This window comes from Pseudophaeobacter sp. 1A16562 (genome assembly GCF_041008785.1).
GTDB lineage: Bacteria > Pseudomonadota > Alphaproteobacteria > Rhodobacterales > Rhodobacteraceae > Phycobacter > Phycobacter gallaeciensis_A.
In genome coordinates, this window is the sequence record NZ_JAXGFT010000001.1 from 460,697 (window position 1) to 478,761 (window position 18,065).

Annotated in this window: 20 protein-coding genes and 2 tRNA genes; 16 read left to right on the forward strand and 6 right to left on the reverse strand. The window is 63.0% G+C overall.

What is annotated here, in order from left to right; translation table 11 throughout:
- Positions 1 to 98: 98 nt before the first annotated feature.
- Positions 99 to 1,745 (reverse strand): amino acid ABC transporter ATP-binding/permease protein, encoded by a 1,647-nt coding sequence (locus SM764_RS02225; RefSeq protein ID WP_369000904.1) that lies wholly within the window; start codon positions 1,743 to 1,745, stop codon positions 99 to 101.
- Positions 1,733 to 3,367 carry a thiol reductant ABC exporter subunit CydD gene (gene cydD / locus SM764_RS02230; RefSeq protein ID WP_369000905.1) on the reverse strand — a complete coding sequence of 545 codons (1,635 nt, stop codon included), beginning with the start codon at positions 3,365 to 3,367 and terminating at the stop codon, positions 1,733 to 1,735. The genes SM764_RS02225 and cydD overlap by 13 nt, the downstream gene beginning before the upstream one ends.
- Before the next feature lie 140 nt (positions 3,368 to 3,507).
- On the opposite strand from cydD, the gene SM764_RS02235 reads away from it, so the two are divergent.
- The gene (locus tag SM764_RS02235) at positions 3,508 to 3,987 is read left to right on the forward strand and encodes an RrF2 family transcriptional regulator (RefSeq protein WP_369000906.1); all 480 of its coding nucleotides are present in this window, start codon (positions 3,508 to 3,510) and stop codon (positions 3,985 to 3,987) included.
- A 5-nt stretch (positions 3,988 to 3,992) separates the two neighbouring features.
- Here SM764_RS02235 and SM764_RS02240 read toward each other — a convergent pair whose 3' ends face one another.
- Together SM764_RS02240 and SM764_RS02245 are read right to left on the reverse strand one after the other, a co-directional pair.
- Positions 3,993 to 4,865, reverse strand: a complete 873-nt coding sequence (locus tag SM764_RS02240) for an MBL fold metallo-hydrolase (RefSeq protein WP_369000907.1) — start codon at positions 4,863 to 4,865, stop codon at positions 3,993 to 3,995.
- A 94-nt stretch (positions 4,866 to 4,959) separates the two neighbouring features.
- On the reverse strand, positions 4,960 to 5,604 hold the full coding sequence (locus SM764_RS02245; protein WP_369000908.1) for a peroxiredoxin: 645 nt from the start codon (positions 5,602 to 5,604) through the stop codon (positions 4,960 to 4,962).
- Positions 5,605 to 5,707: 103 nt separating this feature from the next.
- On the opposite strand from SM764_RS02245, the gene SM764_RS02250 reads away from it, so the two are divergent.
- Complete coding sequence (locus SM764_RS02250; RefSeq protein ID WP_369000909.1) at positions 5,708 to 6,601, forward strand: hydrogen peroxide-inducible genes activator; 894 nt, start codon at positions 5,708 to 5,710, stop codon at positions 6,599 to 6,601.
- A 13-nt stretch (positions 6,602 to 6,614) separates the two neighbouring features.
- Here SM764_RS02250 and SM764_RS02255 read toward each other — a convergent pair whose 3' ends face one another.
- On the reverse strand, positions 6,615 to 7,838 hold the full coding sequence (locus SM764_RS02255; RefSeq protein ID WP_369000910.1) for a M20 family metallo-hydrolase: 1,224 nt from the start codon (positions 7,836 to 7,838) through the stop codon (positions 6,615 to 6,617).
- A gap of 92 nt (positions 7,839 to 7,930) precedes the next feature.
- On the opposite strand from SM764_RS02255, the gene SM764_RS02260 reads away from it, so the two are divergent.
- A complete protein-coding gene (locus SM764_RS02260; protein ID WP_368947346.1) occupies positions 7,931 to 8,692 on the forward strand; it encodes a FadR/GntR family transcriptional regulator in 762 nt (253 codons plus the stop codon).
- A gap of 267 nt (positions 8,693 to 8,959) precedes the next feature.
- On the opposite strand, the gene SM764_RS02265 is transcribed toward SM764_RS02260, so the two are convergent.
- Positions 8,960 to 9,034 (reverse strand) — tRNA-Thr (locus SM764_RS02265).
- Between the two features lie 246 nt (positions 9,035 to 9,280).
- Between SM764_RS02265 and murA the strand changes: the two genes are divergently transcribed.
- The 13 genes from murA (at position 9,281) to SM764_RS02330 (ending at position 17,767) form a co-directional block, all read left to right on the forward strand.
- Positions 9,281 to 10,549, forward strand: coding sequence for a UDP-N-acetylglucosamine 1-carboxyvinyltransferase (gene murA / locus SM764_RS02270; RefSeq protein ID WP_368947347.1), 1,269 nt, complete (start codon positions 9,281 to 9,283; stop codon positions 10,547 to 10,549).
- Positions 10,549 to 11,028, forward strand: coding sequence for a DUF2948 family protein (locus SM764_RS02275; RefSeq protein WP_274831484.1), 480 nt, complete (start codon positions 10,549 to 10,551; stop codon positions 11,026 to 11,028). Before murA ends, SM764_RS02275 begins: the two co-directional genes overlap by 1 nt.
- A gap of 110 nt (positions 11,029 to 11,138) precedes the next feature.
- Entirely contained in the window at positions 11,139 to 12,440 is a 1,302-nt protein-coding gene (hisD, locus tag SM764_RS02280) for a histidinol dehydrogenase (RefSeq protein WP_369000911.1), read from the forward strand.
- 98 nt (positions 12,441 to 12,538) lie between these two features.
- Entirely contained in the window at positions 12,539 to 13,018 is a 480-nt protein-coding gene (locus tag SM764_RS02285) for a UPF0262 family protein (protein WP_065272408.1), read from the forward strand.
- Between the two features lie 3 nt (positions 13,019 to 13,021).
- Entirely contained in the window at positions 13,022 to 13,480 is a 459-nt protein-coding gene (locus SM764_RS02290; protein ID WP_369000912.1) for an arsenate-mycothiol transferase ArsC, read from the forward strand.
- Complete coding sequence (locus tag SM764_RS02295; RefSeq protein ID WP_065272406.1) at positions 13,477 to 13,872, forward strand: ketosteroid isomerase-related protein; 396 nt, start codon at positions 13,477 to 13,479, stop codon at positions 13,870 to 13,872. Before SM764_RS02290 ends, SM764_RS02295 begins: the two co-directional genes overlap by 4 nt.
- Positions 13,872 to 14,453, forward strand: coding sequence for a GNAT family N-acetyltransferase (locus tag SM764_RS02300; protein ID WP_368947349.1), 582 nt, complete (start codon positions 13,872 to 13,874; stop codon positions 14,451 to 14,453). The genes SM764_RS02295 and SM764_RS02300 overlap by 1 nt, the downstream gene beginning before the upstream one ends.
- A 53-nt stretch (positions 14,454 to 14,506) precedes the next feature.
- Entirely contained in the window at positions 14,507 to 15,385 is an 879-nt protein-coding gene (locus SM764_RS02305) for a carbon-nitrogen hydrolase family protein (protein WP_369000913.1), read from the forward strand.
- Positions 15,386 to 15,470: 85 nt separating this feature from the next.
- Positions 15,471 to 15,689 (forward strand): translation initiation factor IF-1, encoded by a 219-nt coding sequence (gene infA, locus SM764_RS02310; RefSeq protein ID WP_005620785.1) that lies wholly within the window; start codon positions 15,471 to 15,473, stop codon positions 15,687 to 15,689.
- Positions 15,690 to 15,810: 121 nt separating this feature from the next.
- Positions 15,811 to 16,392 carry a Maf family protein gene (locus tag SM764_RS02315; RefSeq protein ID WP_274827512.1) on the forward strand — a complete coding sequence of 194 codons (582 nt, stop codon included), beginning with the start codon at positions 15,811 to 15,813 and terminating at the stop codon, positions 16,390 to 16,392.
- The gene (locus SM764_RS02320; RefSeq protein WP_368947351.1) at positions 16,389 to 17,411 is read left to right on the forward strand and encodes a ribonuclease E/G; all 1,023 of its coding nucleotides are present in this window, start codon (positions 16,389 to 16,391) and stop codon (positions 17,409 to 17,411) included. Before SM764_RS02315 ends, SM764_RS02320 begins: the two co-directional genes overlap by 4 nt.
- Complete coding sequence (locus SM764_RS02325) at positions 17,408 to 17,611, forward strand: DNA gyrase inhibitor YacG (RefSeq protein ID WP_274831491.1); 204 nt, start codon at positions 17,408 to 17,410, stop codon at positions 17,609 to 17,611. The genes SM764_RS02320 and SM764_RS02325 overlap by 4 nt, the downstream gene beginning before the upstream one ends.
- Positions 17,612 to 17,692: 81 nt before the next feature.
- Positions 17,693 to 17,767: transfer RNA gene (locus tag SM764_RS02330), tRNA-Phe, on the forward strand.
- The last annotated feature ends 298 nt before the right edge of the window (positions 17,768 to 18,065 follow it).

Sequence of the window (18,065 nt, forward strand, 5' to 3'; positions counted from 1 at the left end):
TAGGTTTTCCGCATCAAAGATACGGATTTTCAAACCTCATATTCTATATTTACAATATAACTTTGACGCAGATCAAATTTCCAATCTTAGATGCAGATTTAATTGCGAATAACCTCGACACAGCGGTCAGCGCCTTCCGTTTCTGCGCTGCGGTGCCCCGCGATCAGAAAAGCCGCATCGGGGCAGGCGCTGCGCAGACCGGTCATCACGACGCGCGCGGTTGCGGCGTCCAGCCCTTCGGTCGGCTCATCCAGCAGCAGAAGGCGCGGCCTGCGCAGAATCGCCCGGGCCAGAACCAGCCGCCGTGCCTCGCCGCCGGACAGGCCCGCCCCGCGAAAGCCAAGCCGGGTGTCCAGCCCCTCGCGCTGCCGCAGGGTATGCGACAGCTGGGTCGCCTCCAGCGCCTGCCACAGCTCGGCGTCCGGGGCGTTCGGCGCAGCAAGCCGCAGGTTCTCGGCCACGCTGCCCGCGATCAGAGCGTGGCGCTGCGGCACCAGGGCGATGCTTTGCGTGCGTGTTTCCAGCGGCAGCTGCGCCGGATCGAGACCGCCGAAACGCACTGTCCCAGCCGAAGGTGTCAGCGCGCCTGCCGCCAGCTGCAAGGCGGTGCTTTTGCCGCTGCCGCTGGGGCCCTGCAGCACAACCGTTTCGCCGGGTGCGACCGTCAGGCTGAGCGGGGCAAAGACCATCCCGCCCTGCCCCCTTTTCAGCGCTACAGCGTCGAAGGTGAGAGAGCCGGATGGAGCCGGGATAGATGCCTGACTGGATGTGATCTCGGTTTCGACGGAGGGCAGGATACGCCGCGCGGCCTGCGTCATGCGGCCAATCTCGGCCAGCGCGCGCCGCACCGGCGCTACCGTTTCGCCAAGGGCCAGCGCCGCGAAGATGGCCATCGCCGCCTCAGCAGCCGTGATGCTGCCCTGCTGCACCAGCGCCATGCCCATCCCGAGGGCCAGCGCCGTCATTGCCGCAGCAGTCAGATCCAGAAACGCTCCGGCGCGCCGCTCGGTCCTATCAAGCCGCGCGCGTGCTGCACCATGCCGCGAAAAGGCAGAAAGGACCGCATCGGTGGCGACCCCGATCTGACCATATACGGTCAGATCATCGCGCCCGGCGATCAGGTCGATCAACCGGCTGCGGCCTGCCTGCATCGCAGCCTCAGCCCGCCGCGCTGGTTTTGTCGCCAGTTTCTGCCCCAGCAGGAACACCCCCGTCGGCAGCAGCAGGTAGCCGCCCCCGATCGTCAGTGCCAGCGCCGGGTGCACCAGCACCCACAGCAGCAGCGTGCTGAGCAAGATCACGCCCCAACCAGCCAGCGCGGGCAGCATCAGCCGCAACAGCGCCCCATCCAGCGCATCCGTATCCGCCGTCACCCGGTTGAGGAAAGCATTGGCGCGCATTCGTTCCAGATGCCGGTGCGGGCTGTGCAGCAGCCCCATCAGCAACCGAACCCGCAGCGCCGACAGCGCCCGAAGGGTCGCATCATGGGTCAGCACCCGCTCTCCGTAGCGGGCGGCGGTCCGCCCCAGCGCCAGAAAGCGCACCATAGCCGAGGGGGCAAAGACGTTGAACAGGATGCCAATCCCAGCCATGCCCGCAGCCGCCGCTGCGGTGATGAACCAGCCCGACAAGCCCAGAAGCGCCACGCCCATGGCCAGCACCACCACAGACAGAAAAAGCCCCTGTAGCAGGCTGCGGCGCTCTGCGCGCAGGATGATCCGGAGCAGGTGTATCAGATCCCGCATGACGCCTCCTCCGACTTACCAAGTGCGATCTGCCGGTCCATACGCCCGGCCAGCGCCGGATCATGCGTGGCTATGATCAGCGTGCCGCCCGTCTGCGCAAAGCGCATCAACCCATCGGTGATGGCCTTTGCGGTTGCGGCGTCCAGATCCGCGGTTGGTTCATCCGCGATGATCAGCTCCGGTGCGCCCTGCATGGCGCGCGCCAGCGTCACCCGCCGCGCCTCTCCGCCCGACAGGCCCGCCCCGCGTTCCCCGAGCAAGGACAAATCGCCTTTGGGCAACGCCTTCAGCACCTGCTCCAACTGCGCTGCCTCCAAAAGGTCCGGCTCCAGCGGCGCGCCAAAGGCGATGTTGTAGCGCAGGCTGCGATTGAGGAAATGCGGCGCCTGAGGCATCCAGCCGAGCGACGCCCGCCACGCCGCCGCGTTGCTGTCATCCAGCGGTTGCCCATCCAGAAGGACCGCGCCCTGATCCGGCTGCTCCAGCCCTGCCAGCAGTCGCAAAAGGGTGGACTTGCCGCAGCCACTTGGACCGGTGAGAGCGACAGTCTCTCCGGGGACGATGGAAAGGTCGGGATAGGCAATGCCGCGATGCACCACGCCCGACAACCGCAGAACGGGCTGAGGGGTCAAAGCAGCGACATCACCGCCCTGCCCCACTCGCACCGGGCGGTCTTCGGCGCGCCATCCGGCGATTTCATCCTGCACCGCCTCGGCTGCGGCACGATCATGCCAAGCGGCCGCAAGATCCCGCAGAGGCTGGAAAAATTCGGGCGCCAGCAGCAGAAGGTAGATCCCCGCCGCCGGAGACAGTTCCGTGCCCCAGGCGCCCCAGCTGAGTTCCCCCAGCAGTGAAAAGCCGACCCAGATCGCAACCATCGCCACGCCCAGCGCCGAAAACAGCTCCAGCACCGTGGAGGACAGGAAGGCGATCCGCAGCACCGACATCGTCCGCTCCCGCAGGTCTTCCGAGGCGTGGGCGAAGCCATCGACCATCTGCGGCCCGGCCCCGATCAGGCGCAGATCCGACAGTGCCGCCAGCCGGTCCACCAGCAGATCGCTGAGCTGACCAATCTCCACCATCTGCCGTTCGCTGGCCGATTTGGCCGCCCAGCCCACAAGCGCCATGAAGACCGGGATCAAAGGCCCGGCCAGCAGCAGGACCAGCGCCACCGCCCAGCTGTGCCAGACCGCGATGCCGAGGATCACCAGCGGCATCACCGCCGAACGCATCCGCGCCGGGCGATAGCGCATGAGATAGGGGCGCAGCGCCTCCAGTTTCTCCCCGGCCAGCGCAGCCAGCGCGCCCGGCCCGCCAAGGGCAGAGGGCTGTGTGCTTTGCGCCTCAACCGTCGCGATCTCCTGCCGCAGGACATCGATCCGCGCATCGGCAGCCTCGGCAAGGCAGCGATCCGACATGGCGGACAGCGCAGCCCGCAGCGCGGCCAGCGCGAAGAAACTCGTCGCCATGAGAACGGGTGACAGCACCGCAGGATCCGTCAGCAAAGCCGCCAGCGACCAAGCGATCACCGCGGCAGCGACCAGCCATGTCAGCGATGCGGCAAGGCTCAGCAGTGTGCCAAGGCCCTCGCCCCGGATGGAAGAGGCAGTCTGCAATCCCACGTAGAACTCCGGATTAACCCGCATTTTGAATATGACTTTATCCAAGGTAACGGGATGGTGATTTGATCTGGCGCAAGACAAAATCCGAATGGCCGGTGTAACAAATATGCCAACCCAAGGGCCAAACACCGGGAGCGCCGATGAGACTGACAACCCGCACCAACCTGGCTGCGCGCATTCTGATGGCCTGTGCGACCAACGGGGACCGGCTGCTTCGAACCGCCGAGATCTCCGAATTGTGTAACTGTTCGACCAATCACGCCGCCCATGTGGTGCAGCGCCTGCATGCCGAGGGGTTCCTGACCACCCTACGCGGTCGCACCGGTGGCATTCGCCTGGCGCGCGAGGCCGACCAGATCTCCATCGGCACGATGTTCCGCCTGTTCGAGGCCGACATTCCCTTTGCCGAGTGTTTCGATGCCGAGCACAACAGCTGCCCGCTGACCGAGACCTGTCGCCTGCGCAGCTATCTGGAGCGCGCCCTGGGAGCGTTCTACCATGAACTCGACATGGTGACGCTGGAGGACCTGGTGCGCGGCAATTGCGGTCTTGCCAATCTTCTGGCGATGCACCCGGCCCCGCCCGCACAATGCGGCGCGGAACTGGGCCAGGGCGGCTGAACACCTTAGCGAGGTTCGAACTGATCCAGCGGCAGTTTCAGGTAGGAATGGCCATTCCCTTCGGGCGCGGGCAGGCGCCCGCCGCGAATGTTGACCTGCAGCGCCGCCAGCATCAGCCGTGGCAGCGGCAATGTGGCATCACGCGCATCCCGCAGGCTGCGATACTCCGCTTCGCCGGGGGCGTCCTTCAGATGGATATTCGTCGCCTTATGTTCGGCCACCGTGGCAACGCATTGCGCGGCGCGCCCTTTGGGGGCGTAATCGTGGCCGACAAAGACCCGGGTGTCATCGGGCAGCGCAAGGATATCCTGAATGCTGTCGAACAGCGCCTTTGAACTGCCGCCGGGAAAATCCGCGCGGGAGGTTCCGCTATCGGGCATCATCAGCGTGTCATGCACAAATGCCGCGTCGCCTGCCACATAGGTGACCGAGGCCAGCGTGTGCCCCGGTGAGAACATCACCCGGACCGGCACCTCGCCGACATTAAAGGTCTCTCCATCGGTAAACAGGTGGTCCCACTGGCTGCCATCGGTCGGGAAATCGTCAGGCAGGTTATAGATTTCCTTCCACAGCTTCTGCACCCCCACGACCTTTTCCCCGATCGCGGTGGGCGCGCCGGTCCGGGCCTTCAGCCACTGCGCGGCGGAAAAGTGGTCGGCATGGGGATGCGTATCGAGGATCCAAACCAGATCGATACCCGTCGCCTGCACGTAATCCAGCAGGCGCTGAGCATTGGCAGAGCTGGTAGCACCAGACAGCGGATCGAAGTCCAGCACCGGGTCGATAATGGCGCCCTTCATGGTCGCCGGATCGTGGAACACATACTGCCAGCTTCCGGTGGGCTGATCCCAGAAGGTTTTCACAACAGGGTTTTGCATGGGAGTGTCTCCTAAGTCTTGGGATTTTCGGCGCGGAAGGGTCAGCCCGGCGGCATGTTCTGGCCGCCGGGCTGGATTTCACGTTCGAAGCCGATCAAAGGCTACGGGTCGAGAAGTACCAATCGACCGTGTCATAGCCCTCTTCGATACGAGCCATGGCAGCACCGGGCGTCGCGGGCGTCGGCACGATCACCGGATCGCCGGGCGTCCAGTTCTCGGGCATGGCGCATTTATTCTCATCCGCGGTTTGCAGCGCCACCAACAGGCGGTGGATTTCGTCCACGGACCGGCCCGCGGTCATCGGGTAATAGACCATCGCCCGCAGCACGCCCTCGGGGTCGATCAAGAAGGTGGCACGAACCGCAGCGGTGTCCGAGGCTCCCGGCTGGATCATGCCATAGGCCTGTGCCACTGCCATGTTCAGATCGGCAATGATCGGAAACCCGATCTCAACGCCGAACTTTTCCTTGATGTTCAGCATCCAGGCGATGTGGCTGTAGTGGCTGTCGATCGAAAGGCCCAGCAGTTCGGTGTTCAACGCAGCGAACTCATCCTGCTTCTTGGCAAAGGCAATGAATTCGGTGGTGCAGACCGGCGTAAAATCCGCCGGGTGCGAGAACAGGATCAGCCATTTCCCACGATAATCCTCCAGCGTTTTCTGACCATGGGTGGTCAGCGCATCAAACGCCGGGGCAGCTTCATTGAGGCGAGGGCCTGTGGGTGCAATCTGGTCGGTCATCTGTCATCTCCTGAGCAGGTCGTTTCGATGATCTGAAGATGGGGCCTTGCCATATATTTGTGAAATTGAATATCTACTCATCAGTTATAGAAAGGATCTATAAATGTTCACCCTGCGCCAGCTTCGCTTTCTGATCGCACTTGCGGACGAGCTGAACTTTTCCCGCGCGGCCGATATTTGCTTTGTGACCCAGCCAACGCTGAGTGCCGGGATACAGGAGCTTGAGCTGCAGCTGGGCGTGACCCTGTTCGAACGCACCAAGCGCAGCGTGATGCTGACTGAGGTCGGGGCGGAGGTCGTCGCGCGCGCCCGCAAGCTGCTTTTGGATGCCGAAGACATCAGGATGCTGGCGCAGGCGCACAGCAACCCGTTTGAAGGCGACCTGCGTCTTGGCGTCATTCCCACCATCGGCCCCTACCTGATCCCGCAGACCCTGCCGGACATCCGCAAGACCTTTCCAAAACTGCGGCTGTTCCTGCGCGAAGAGCTGACCGAAAGCCTGATCGACGGACTACACAGCGGGCGGCTGGACCTGATCCTGATCGCCCTGCCCTTTGAAACCGGGTCACTGAGCATCGAGCCGCTGTTCGAGGATGGCTATCAGCTGGCGACACCACCGGGCAGCCCCGCAACGCCGGGCAAAGGGTCTGAAACCCTACTGACCTCCGGCCATCTGATGCTGCTGGAAAAGGGCCATTGTCTGCAACGCCACGCGCTGGAGGCCTATCCCGGGAAAATTTCGAACCAACAGGATGACTTTGCGGCGACCAGCCTGCCGACGCTGATCGCGATGGTGTCCGAGGGGCTGGGCATCACGCTGCTGCCCAACCTCGCCGTAGAGGCGGGTGTGGCCGCCAAAGGTCAGGTACACCTCACAGACCTGCCCGACGCCTGCCCCCGGCAGATCGTTCTCGCCTGGCGGTCCGGATCCGCCCGCGCCGAGGTGTTCCAGCGTCTGGGCGAGGTGCTGAGAGGGGATCGCCCCCGCCCGGAATAGGTTCCCCCGCTGATCACGCGCCAGTAGGCAAGGAGGTCAGAAAGGTCGAAACCGCCTCGATCGCGGCCGCCATGTCGGCGTCTGATGCAAATTCCTCCGGCTTGTGGCTGACGCCATCCTTGCAGCGGAGAAACAGCATCGAGATCGGACAAAGATCTGCCATGGCCGAAGCATCATGCGTCGCCCCCGATGGCAGCCGCGGCGCGGTCGGGCAGCCCTGTCGCACTGATGTTTCAAGCGCCGTCACCAGACCCGCGTCACATGGTACTGCGGGCTGGTCATAGGTGCGGTGCATCGCAAAGCCCGCATTGCGTTTCCGGGCAATCTTCTGTCCCAGCGCCTGCGCGAATGCGGCAAACTCTTCACGGGCTTCATCCTGCAGAGCCCGGATTTCCAGCGTCAGTTCAACCTGGCGGGGGATTGCATTGACCACATTCGGAAGCAACGACAAGGATCCCACCGTGGCGCGCAGGTCCACCACCTCATTGGCGGCATCAAAAACCTCGGTAACAAACTCCGAGGCCGCGACCAAGGCATCCCGGCGCCCTGCCATGGGCACCGTGCCCGCATGGCCAGTATCACCGGTAAAGATCACCGTGTTGCGCTCGATCCCGCAGATGCCGGTGACAATGCCCAGCGCCACATCCGCGTCTTCCAGCACCGGCCCCTGTTCGATGTGAAGCTCCAGATACCCCAAGGTTCCCGCCGGATCGCGCTGCAGCGCCGCCACCCCGTCCGGATCGCCACCAAAATCCGCCAGCGCCTGCCGCAGCGATACACCGCTGCGGTCGGTCATCTCCAGAACAGATGGATCAAAGGTACCTGCCAGAGCCCGTGGCCCCATCAGCGCCGTCGGAAACCGCACGCCTTCCTCATCCGCAAAGGCCAGAACCTCAACCGCGAAGGGAAGATCAGTGCCCTCTGCTGTCAGCTTTTCAACCGCAAGACATCCCAGAGCGACACCCATGATGCCATCGTAACGGCCACCGTTACGTACCGAATCCTGATGCGAGCCGATCAGAAAGGTCGGCGCCCCCGCGGGCCCTTCCTTGCGCCCGATCAGGGTTCCTGCGGCATCCCAGCGCACCGCCATCCCGGCAGCATCCATCCAGGCGCGGATAATCTTGGCCGCCTCACCATGTTCGGTGGTGAACGGAAACCGCGTAACGCCTTCGGAATCTACGCTGCACTGCGCAATCTCTGCCAAACGGTTCTGCGCGATCTGACCCCAGTCCATCCCGGCCTCCATATTTATAATGATAAATTAGGCACTACACATGGCGCCCTATGAAGTCTATATTTTTATAATGATAAAAACAGAGGTTCCGAATGGACGGCAGCAACACGCCCCCCACAAAACCCAAGAAATCCCGCCCCGTCCGGGTCGCGGAAGAGATCAAGCAGTGGGTGGTCGAGCGTGACCTGAAAAAGGGCGACAAGCTGCCCAATGAAAGCGCCATGATCGAGGAATTCGGCGTCTCCAAGGGTACAGTGCGCGAGGCGCTGCGTATCCTTGAGGCGCAGGGCCTGATCGTGACCAAGACCGGCCCCGGCGGCGGCAGCATGGTTGGCGAGGTTTCTGCCGAACGCGCCCGGTCTCTCTTGGCGAATTATTTCTACTTTCAGGACCTGTCGGTGGCGGACATCTATCAGATGCGCCGGGCGCTGGAGCCGGAACTTGCCGCCAGCCTGGCCGGAAAGCTGAGCGAGGCACAACTGACAGAACTGCAGGAGCTTGCCGAACGCTATCCCGAGCCGGCCAAATCTTCGGAAGAAGAGAAAGAGCAGCATATCGCCTCTCTCATCTTCCATGCGCGGCTGTCCGATTTCGCCAACAACAGGCTTTTGGGCTTTGTCATCGGTTTCATGGCGCAGATCCTGACCGATCTGACGGTGTATCGCGGTCTCTATGATCCGCCGAATGTGGAGCTGTGGCGCAAAGGGCGCAAACACCAGCTGCAACTGGTCGAGGCGCTGCGCAGCTGCGATGCAGACCGGGCGCGCGAGATCATGGCCTCGCACATGCAGGTGGCCGAGGACCTGATGCGCGGCCAAGAGGCCCATCTGATGCGCCGCTTTATCGGGGAGTGAGGCGGCGCGGCCGGGGCGTGAATCGATCTCTGCCCCCGGATGTTTTGTGGTGGCCAGCTAATGGCCGCACCATTTTGGCAGGCATGCGGGAATCAGACGCAGAGGCACGAAACAGCCTGCAGGGAATCGACCGGATTACCGCAATTCGAATCGCAGTTTGCATAGCGGATAGTCACGAAACCCGCGCAAATTGGGCCAGTTCACATGGCAAAACCATAAGACCGACATGGCGGGCTATTTACGGGATATATCGTCGGGAAAGTTTACTGGTGCTGCTGGAGAGAATTGAACTCTCGACCTCTCCCTTACCAAGGGAGTGCTCTACCTCTGAGCTACAGCAGCGCCGGTGAGGGGGCTTTTAGGGATAAACGCAGAGCGGCGCAAGACCATTCTGGACGGTTTTTTCACACTAAGTTACACAAGGTTTATGGCAGATAAAAAATCACCAAAAACCAGTGCTCAGTCCACCACCCGCGAGGATCGCCTCAAGGCCGCCCTGAAGGCCAACATGGCCCGCCGCAAGGCGCAGTCTAAGGCGCGTGCCGGGAAACAGGACGAGCAAACAGGCGGTTCGGAAAGGTAGAGCGGATGGATTCGATTCTGGTAACGGGCAATGGCCCCCTTAAGGGGCAGATCCCCATCGCGGGGGCAAAGAATGCCTGCCTTACCCTGATGCCGGCAACGCTGCTCAGCGAAGAACCGCTGACCCTGACCAATGCACCGCGGCTGAGCGACATCAAGACGATGACCCAGCTGCTGCAATCCCTTGGCGCCGAGGTTTCCGCGCTTCAGGACGGTCAGGTGCAGGCCATGTCGAGCCACAACCTCGACAATCACGTGGCCGATTATGACATCGTGCGCAAAATGCGGGCGTCGAATCTGGTGCTGGGGCCGATGCTGGCCCGACTGGGTCAGGCGGTGGTGTCGCTGCCGGGGGGCTGCGCCATCGGTGCGCGCCCAATGGATCTGCATATTCACGGGCTGGAGGCGCTTGGCGCCGAGATCGACCTGCGCGACGGCTATCTTCATGCCAAGGCGCCTGGTGGACTGAAAGGCGCGGTGATCGATCTTGCCTTTGCTTCGGTCGGGGCCACTGAAAATATCCTGATGGCGGCGACCCTGGCCAAGGGCACCACCGTCATCAACAACGCCGCGCGGGAGCCGGAAATTTCGGATCTCGTCGATTGCCTGCGCAAGATGGGCGCCCAGATCGAAGGCGACGGCACCTCGCGAATCGAAGTGCAGGGCGTTGATCGCCTGCACGGCGCCACCCACCAGGTGGTAACCGACCGGATCGAGCTTGGCACCTATATGCTGGCACCGGTTATCTGTGGCGGCGAAGTCGAACTGCTGGGCGGCCGGATGGATCTGGTCGGCGCTTTTGCCGAAAAGCTGGACGAGGCAGGCGTCGCCATCGAGGAAACAGACGCGGGCCTGAAAGTGCGCCGCCGCGGCGACAGGGTGAAGGCGGTCAATGTGACCACAGAACCCTTCCCCGGTTTCCCGACCGATCTGCAGGCGCAGATGATGGCGCTGATGTGCACCGCCGATGGGGTCAGCGTTCTGGAAGAAAAGATTTTCGAAAATCGCTTCATGCACGCGCCGGAGTTGACCCGCATGGGCGCCCGCATCGACGTGCAGGGCGGCACCGCCACCGTAACCGGGGTTGACCGGCTGAAAGGTGCCCCGGTGATGGCCACCGATCTGCGCGCTTCGGTCTCGTTGATTCTGGCGGGACTTGCGGCCGAGGGTGAAACCCTGGTCAACCGGGTCTACCATCTGGACCGCGGCTATGAGCACGTGGTGAGCAAGCTGTCCGGCGTTGGCGCAAAAATTGAACGGATCAAGGGGACCTGATGGCAGACGCAACCTTTGAAGAGGGCCGCGAGGCGCCGCTGAACCTTGGCGCGCAGGAAGAAGAGGACCTGAAGGTCATTTCGGCGCTGGTGCAGGATTCGGTGTTTCCGGTTACCGAAATGCGCTGGCAGGCCTCCCGGCACCGCTTTGCGCTGCTGGTCAACCGGTTCCGCTGGGAGGATCGCGCCGCAGCCGAAAAGCGCGCCCGCGCTTACGAGCGGGTGCAATCGCTGCTGGTGGTCGACAATGTGCTGGGCGTCGCCTCGCAAGGGGTCGACCGCAGCGACAAGGATCTTGTGCTGTCGCTGTTGTCGCTGTCCTTTGAACCCGGCGAAGATGGTGCCGGCCACCTGGTGCTGACCCTGGCCGGCGATGGCGCCATCCGCCTCTCTGTCGAGGCCATCGATGTTTCGCTGCGCGATGTGACACGGCCCTATACTGCGCCTTCCGGCAAGGCGCCCGATCACGGCGACGACTGACGCCGCTGCCCGGCGGGCTGCGGCAGGGCAAACTGCTGCACCCGGCGGCAAAGGCTTGTCCCGGCGCGGTTCGCTCTATATGTCCCGGTCGCACCAGCCGGAGTGACCAGATGCCTGTATTCCTTGATACCTCTGATGCCGATTTCGAGGCTTCCTTTGCCGCGCTTCTGAGCGCCAAGCGCGAGGACAGCCCGGACGTGGACGCCACTGTCGCGGAGATCATTGCCGATGTACGCAGCCGCGGCGATGCGGCCCTGATCGATCTGACAGCGAAGTTCGACCGGCTGGAGCTGAGCGCCGACAAGCTGGCAATTTCCGAGGCCGAAGTGACCGCCGCGATCGCAGGCGTCCCTGCTGCGGAACGGGCGGCGCTGGAACTCGCTGCGGATCGCATCCGCGCCTATCACGAACGGCAGATGCCCGAAGATGCCCAATGGACCGACCCGGCGGGCGCCATCCTTGGCTGGCGCTGGTCGGCGGTTTCTGCTGCAGGCCTCTATGTACCGGGCGGGCTGGCCTCTTACCCCTCTTCGGTGCTGATGAATGCCATTCCGGCCAAGGTCGCCGGGGTCGAGCGTCTTGCCATCACCGTGCCCACGCCCGACGGGGTGCTGAACCCGCTGGTGCTGCTGGCGGCGCGGCTGGCCGGGGTGGATGAGATCTATCGCATCGGCGGCGCTCAGGCGATTGCGGCGCTTGCCTATGGCACAGAAACCATCGCGCCGGTGGATAAAATCACTGGCCCCGGCAACGCCTTTGTCGCCGCCGCCAAGCGCCGCGTCTTCGGCAAGGTGGGCATCGACATGATCGCCGGGCCGTCGGAAATCCTGGTGATCGCCGACAAGGACAACAACCCCGACTGGATCGCGCTGGATCTGATGAGCCAGGCGGAACACGACGAAAGCGCCCAGTCGATCCTGATCACCGACGATGCCTCCTTTGGCCGCGCGGTGGCCGAAGCCGTGGACAAGCGCCTTGAAACATTGGAGCGCCGCGCCATCGCCGGAGCCAGCTGGCGCGATTTCGGCGCGGTGATCACCGTGCGCGATCTCGATGAGGCCGCAAACCTGTCGAACCGCATCGCGCCCGAGCACCTGGAACTCTGCGTCGGCGATCCCGAAGAACTGAGCCAGAAAACCATCCACGCCGGGGCGATCTTCCTGGGCCAATACACGCCCGAGGCCATCGGCGATTACGTCGGCGGCCCCAACCACGTGCTGCCCACGGCGCGCTCGGCGCGGTTCTCTTCGGGCCTGTCGGTGATGGATTTCCTCAAACGCACCACCCTGGCCCGGATGACGCCCGAAGCGTTGCGCGCCATCGGCCCGGCGGCAGAAACCTTGGCGCAAAGCGAAAGCCTGGAGGCGCACGGCCTGTCCGTCACCCAGCGTCTGAACGCGCTGAACGACTGATCACGGCCGGACGCGGCGCAAGGCAGCCCTCAAAAGATTGCCGCGCCGCGCGCCATCGGCTAGTGAGGATGCGATTCCCGGTTAAGAGATCGCACGCCATGAGCCGCATCAGTCATATCGAGCTGGACGACAGCAACCTGCCGCCCCCGACCCCCGAGATCGAGCAGGAGCGCAAGGTGGCGCTGTTTGACCTGATCGAGGAGAACTCCTTTACCCTGCCTGCCCGTGATGGGCGCGCTGTCCCCCCCGGCCCCTATCATCTGGGGCTGGCGATCCGGGATAAACGGCTGGTCTTTGATATCACCACCGAAGACGGGCAGAAGGCGGCGGAATTTCACCTGTCGCTGTCGCCCTTCCGTCAGGTGGTGAAGGATTACTACCAGATCTGCGAAAGCTATTTCACCGCCGTAAAGACCCTGCCCCCCAGCCAGATCGAGACCATCGACATGGCCCGGCGCGGCATTCACAACGAAGGCAGCCGCGTGCTTCAGGAACGTCTGGAGGGCAAGGCCGAGGTGGATACCGACACCGCCCGTCGCCTGTTCACCCTGATCTGCGTCCTGCATTTCGGAGGCTGACGGGTGGAGCAGTTACCGCAGTCCATCCTGTTCTGCTGTGACCACAATGCGGTCCGATCCCCCATGGCCGAGGGGATCATGAAGAAGTTCTATGGCGCCGGGACCTACGTGCAGTCGGTCGGCGTCAAGAACGACATGGAAATAGACGGCTTCTGCATCGCTGTCTGCCAGGAAATTGGGGTGGAACTGTCGCGCCACCGGTCGCGCTCTTTCGACGAGATGGAGCAATGGGGCGATGATCTGTCGTCCTTTGATCTGGTAGTGGCCCTGTCGCCCGCCAGCCAGCGCCGCGCGCTGGAGCTGACCCGCTATTTTCACCTCGAAGTCGAATACTGGCCGATCATGGATCCGACCGGCCTTGGCGAAACCCGCGAGGCCAAGCTGGACAGCTACCGGCAGACCCGCGACCAGATCATTCAACACCTGAAAGCCCGCTGGGGCGAACCGACGGAGCCGTTATGAGCGACACCATCACGCGCTATTTCGCGGCCTTCAACGCAGGCGACACCCAAGGCATGATCGATTGCCTGTCTGACGACGTGGCCCATCACGTCAACGAGGGCAACATCCGCGTTGGCAAGGAAAAATTCGCCGAGTTCTGCGACCACATGAGCCGCTGCTACCGTGAGGAGCTGACTGACATGGTGGTGTTTTCCACCCCGGACGGCAGCCGCGCCGCCGCCGAATATATCGTCAACGGCACCTATCTGGAAACCGACGCGGGCCTGCCCGAGGCGCGCGGCCAGAGCTACCGTCTGCCTGCAGGCTCCTTCTTTGATCTGAAGGACGGCAAGATTTCCCGCGTCACCACCTATTACAACCTCTCTGACTGGATGGCGCAGGTCTCGGCCTGATGGCGGTTAAGGTCAAAGCGCTCTCGGGCGAGGCATTGGAGGCTGCCCTGCCGGATCTGGCACGGCTGCGCATCGAAGTGTTCCGCGCCTTTCCCTATCTCTATGATGGGGACGAAGCCTATGAGCAGCATTATCTGCGTAGCTACCGCGACACGCCCGATGCGGTGCTGGTGGCAGCTATATCCGAAGGACGTGTGATCGGCGCGGCCACAGGCATGCCGCTGAGCAGTCATGGCGATGCGGCGCAGATCTCAAAGGGCGAATTGCCTGTCGAGGATGTGTTCTACTGCGCCGAATCCGTGCTGCTGCCAGAGTTCAGGGGACAGGGTATCGGCCATGCCTTCTTTGACCACCGCGAAGCGCACGCGCGCACCCTTGGTTTCAGGCTTTCGGCCTTTTGTAGCGTGATCCGCCCAGAGGATCACCCGCTGCGCCCCGCAGACTACCGCAGCAATGATGTGTTCTGGCGCAAACGCGGCTACCGCCCGATGCCGGGTGTGCTTGCAGAGTTCACCTGGACAGACATTGGCGACCGCGCCGAAAGCAAAAAGGCGCTGCAATTCTGGAGCCGGGAGCTGTAGGCTCACTTTGAAACGACCGGCGGGGTACCCGCCAGACAAAAGGGATCTCGCCCGTGAAAATCGCTACCGCCGCCTACCCGCTCGATTGGCTCGACAGCTGGGCTCAATACGAGGACAAGCTGGCAAAATGGGTCGGCGATGCCGCCAAACAGGGCGCCGACCTTCTGGTCTTTCCCGAATATGGCGCGATGGAACTGGCGACCCTGGATGGCGCTGACGCCGCGCTCGACCTGGAGCGGTCCCTGCATGCCGTATCGGATCGGATGGAGGATGCCGCCGCGCTGCACCTGAAACTGGCCGCCGAACACGGTGTTCATATCCTCGGCGCCTCGGCCCCGGCGAATGCCGGTTTCGAGCGCCCGGTGAACCGCGCCGAATTCTACGCGCCGACCGGAGAGCGGGACCATCAGGACAAGCAGATCATGACCATGTTCGAGCGCGATCCCTGGAATGTCACCGGGGGCGGACCGCTCAAGATTTTTGACACCGCGCTTGGCAAGATCGGCGTGCTGATCTGCTATGACAGCGAATTCCCCCTGCTGGGCCGGGCGCTGGAAGAGGCAGATATCATCCTTGTCCCCTCCTGTACCGAGGCGCTGGCGGGATATTGGCGAGTGCGTATCGGCGCCATGTCGCGGGCGCTGGAAAACCAGTGCATCACCGCCATGGCCTCAATCGTGGGGCAGGCAGACTGGTCCGAATCGGTTGACGTGGGATGCGGCATGGGTGGCATCTTTGGTCCGCCGGATACCGGCTTCCCTGCGACCGGCGTCTTTGCCGAAGGCACCCTGGACCAGCCCGGCTGGACCCTGGCCGAAGTGGACATCGCACAGGTCGCCGAGGTCCGTCGCAATGGGGTCGTCCGCAACCGCAGCCACTGGGACGAACAGAACAGCAGGACAAAAACCTACACAATTCGCCTCATGCCGTGATTGCGCCCTTGAAAAATTGGGAAAATAGGCTCATTTAAGCGCTCATCCCCGCAGATTGACGGGGTAACGCAATGATGGAGAGAACATGGCCAAGGAAGATACGCTCGAATTTCCCGGTGTCGTGAAGGAACTCCTGCCCAATGCGACGTTTCGGGTCGAGCTGGAAAACGGCCATGAGATCATCGCACATACGGCAGGCAAGATGCGCAAGAACCGCATCCGTGTTCTGGCTGGCGACCGGGTTCAGGTGGAAATGACCCCCTATGACCTGACCAAGGGCCGGATCAACTACCGCTTCAAATAAGCGACCGATCCGACTTGACGACCAAAGCCCGGCCCAGACGCCGGGCTTTTGTTTTTGTGGGTTTACTCCTAAAACAAGGGCCCACGGCAGCATTGGCACGGTATAGATAAAAGGGCCCCTCATGGCATTCATTCTGGGATCGGGCAGCCCGCGGCGGCTGGAACTTCTGGCACAGCTTGGCGTCACCCCGGACGCGGTCCGCCCGCCGGATATCGACGAGACCCCTCACAAGGGTGAGCTGCCGCGCGACTACTGCGCCCGCGTGACACGTGAAAAGGTGCAGGCCGTGCCAGCAGGGGCCGATGATGTTGTGCTCTGTGCCGATACCACCGTCGCGATGGGGCGGCGAATCATGGGTAAACCCGCCGATGCCGGAGAGGCCGCCGAATTCCTGCTGGCCCTGTCTGGCCGCCGCCACCGGGTCATCACCTCGGTCGCGGTGCGCCGCGGCGAGAGGGTCTGGCAAAAGGACGTGGTCAGCCAGGTCAAGATGAAGCGCCTCAGCGATGAGGAACTGAACGCCTATCTCGCCAGTGACGACTGGCAGGGCAAGGCCGGTGGCTATGCCATTCAGGGACCAGCGGGGGCCCTTATTCCCTGGATCAACGGCTCCTTTACCGGGATCGTCGGCCTGCCGCTTTGCGAAACCGCCCATCTTCTGCAGGCCGCGGGCTGGCCACTATACAAGGAGGCCGCCGCATGAAGGGCCGCACGATCGTTCTAGACCACATCGAAGGCCACGAGGCCGCCGCGCTGATGGTCGATGGCAAGCTTGAGGATTTCCTGATCGATGGCGATGCCCCCGTGCCCGGCACCGTCTACCGCGCCCGCGCCGATCGCCCGGTCAAGGGCCAAGGCGGCATGTTCCTCAGCACGCCTGATGGCGCCGCTTTCCTGCGGCAGGTTAAGGGTATGGCCCCGGGCCAGCAGCTTCTGGTGCAGGTCACCGGTTATGCGGAGCCGGGCAAGGCGATCCCCGTCACCCAGAAACTGCTGTTCAAAAGCCGCTACGCCATCGTCACCCCCGAGGCCCCGGGGCTGAACATCTCCCGCTCGATCCGGGACGAGGATGAGCGTGACCGCCTGCTGGAGGTTGCTCATCTTGCGATGGAAGGCACCGATTACGGCCTGATCCTGCGCTCTGCCTGCGCGGGCGCGGATGCCGATGAGGTGGCCGAGGATATCGCCGCCATGGCAGCCCTAGCCGATCAGGTCCTGAACGATCACGGAACCGAGGTGGAAACCCTCGCCGAAGGCGACGGCCCCCATATCCGCGCCTGGCGCGACTGGGTCGAACCGGCCGAGGTCGAACGCACTCCGGGCGGCTTTGAGACCCACGGTGTGCTGGACGCGCTTGACCAGGCCCAGGGTATCCGCGAACCGCTGCCGGGCGGCGGGTTCCTTTATATCGAACCCACGCGCGCACTGGTGGCCGTCGATGTCAACACCGGCACCGATACCTCTCTCGCGGCCGGCCTGAAGGCCAACATGGCCTGCGCCAAAGACTTGCCCCGGGCGCTGCGTGTTCGGGGACTTGGCGGACAAATCGTGCTGGATCTGGCGCCGATGCCGAAAAAGGACCGGCGCGCCTTTGAAACCACTCTGCGGGCCGCGCTGCGCGCCGACAGCGAAGAAACGGTTCTGGTCGGCTGGACCAACCTGGGCCACTTCGAACTGCAACGCAAACGCGGCCGCCCGACCCTGCGGGAGATTCTGCGATGAGCTGCCCGATCTGTGGCGAGGAAACCGCCCGCGCCTACCGCCCCTTCTGCTCTCGGCGCTGCGCGGATCTTGATCTGGCGAAATGGCTGAACGGCGCCTATGCGGTCCCCAGCCGGGACCCGGAAGACATTGAAAAGGCGCTGGAAGAGACCGAAAGATCGCTGTCCTCCGGAGAAAAGCCCTCACAGTTCCGGCATTGAAAAATTTCTTTCAAAAAGCCTCTGGACACCGCCCGCCCCACAGCATAGAAGGCCCACACCCAAGGCGAGACGCCTTCCCGTGCCCGGGTAGCTCAGGGGTAGAGCAGTGGATTGAAAATCCTCGTGTCGGTGGTTCGATTCCGCCCCCGGGCACCATTTTTACTAAATGAAAACAATGCTTTACTTAACTCTACGCTCAATCGTTCCTGTGCGATTTTCGGCTTGGGTAGCACTGGGGTATCATTTTCGCCCTTGAGCGCGACAGAGGGAAGTTCCCATATGTGAAAGCCCCATGCGGCGGTGATAATTTCATATGGATAACAGAATGCTAGATGACCTGCCCCCCGAGGCTCCCTTATTCATAACGAGAGTCTGCGGGTCTGGTTTTCATATTCTCCGTCGTCTGATTGGGCAAGCGCGCCGGGCGCGGAGCCCTCAAATTGCTCAAGCGTCC

Coding starts and splice junctions, on each gene's coding strand:
- SM764_RS02225 (WP_369000904.1), bottom strand. CDS start 1,745: ATGCGGGATCTGATACACCTGCTCCGGATCATCCTGCGCGCAGAGCGC.
- SM764_RS02235 (WP_369000906.1), top strand. CDS start 3,508: ATGAGACTGACAACCCGCACCAACCTGGCTGCGCGCATTCTGATGGCC.
- SM764_RS02240 (WP_369000907.1), bottom strand. CDS start 4,865: ATGCAAAACCCTGTTGTGAAAACCTTCTGGGATCAGCCCACCGGAAGC.
- SM764_RS02245 (WP_369000908.1), bottom strand. CDS start 5,604: ATGACCGACCAGATTGCACCCACAGGCCCTCGCCTCAATGAAGCTGCC.
- SM764_RS02250 (WP_369000909.1), top strand. CDS start 5,708: ATGTTCACCCTGCGCCAGCTTCGCTTTCTGATCGCACTTGCGGACGAG.
- SM764_RS02255 (WP_369000910.1), bottom strand. CDS start 7,838: ATGGACTGGGGTCAGATCGCGCAGAACCGTTTGGCAGAGATTGCGCAG.
- SM764_RS02260 (WP_368947346.1), top strand. CDS start 7,931: ATGGACGGCAGCAACACGCCCCCCACAAAACCCAAGAAATCCCGCCCC.
- murA (WP_368947347.1), top strand. CDS start 9,281: ATGGATTCGATTCTGGTAACGGGCAATGGCCCCCTTAAGGGGCAGATC.
- SM764_RS02275 (WP_274831484.1), top strand. CDS start 10,549: ATGGCAGACGCAACCTTTGAAGAGGGCCGCGAGGCGCCGCTGAACCTT.
- hisD (WP_369000911.1), top strand. CDS start 11,139: ATGCCTGTATTCCTTGATACCTCTGATGCCGATTTCGAGGCTTCCTTT.
- SM764_RS02285 (WP_065272408.1), top strand. CDS start 12,539: ATGAGCCGCATCAGTCATATCGAGCTGGACGACAGCAACCTGCCGCCC.
- SM764_RS02295 (WP_065272406.1), top strand. CDS start 13,477: ATGAGCGACACCATCACGCGCTATTTCGCGGCCTTCAACGCAGGCGAC.
- SM764_RS02300 (WP_368947349.1), top strand. CDS start 13,872: ATGGCGGTTAAGGTCAAAGCGCTCTCGGGCGAGGCATTGGAGGCTGCC.
- infA (WP_005620785.1), top strand. CDS start 15,471: ATGGCCAAGGAAGATACGCTCGAATTTCCCGGTGTCGTGAAGGAACTC.
- SM764_RS02315 (WP_274827512.1), top strand. CDS start 15,811: ATGGCATTCATTCTGGGATCGGGCAGCCCGCGGCGGCTGGAACTTCTG.
- SM764_RS02320 (WP_368947351.1), top strand. CDS start 16,389: ATGAAGGGCCGCACGATCGTTCTAGACCACATCGAAGGCCACGAGGCC.
- SM764_RS02325 (WP_274831491.1), top strand. CDS start 17,408: ATGAGCTGCCCGATCTGTGGCGAGGAAACCGCCCGCGCCTACCGCCCC.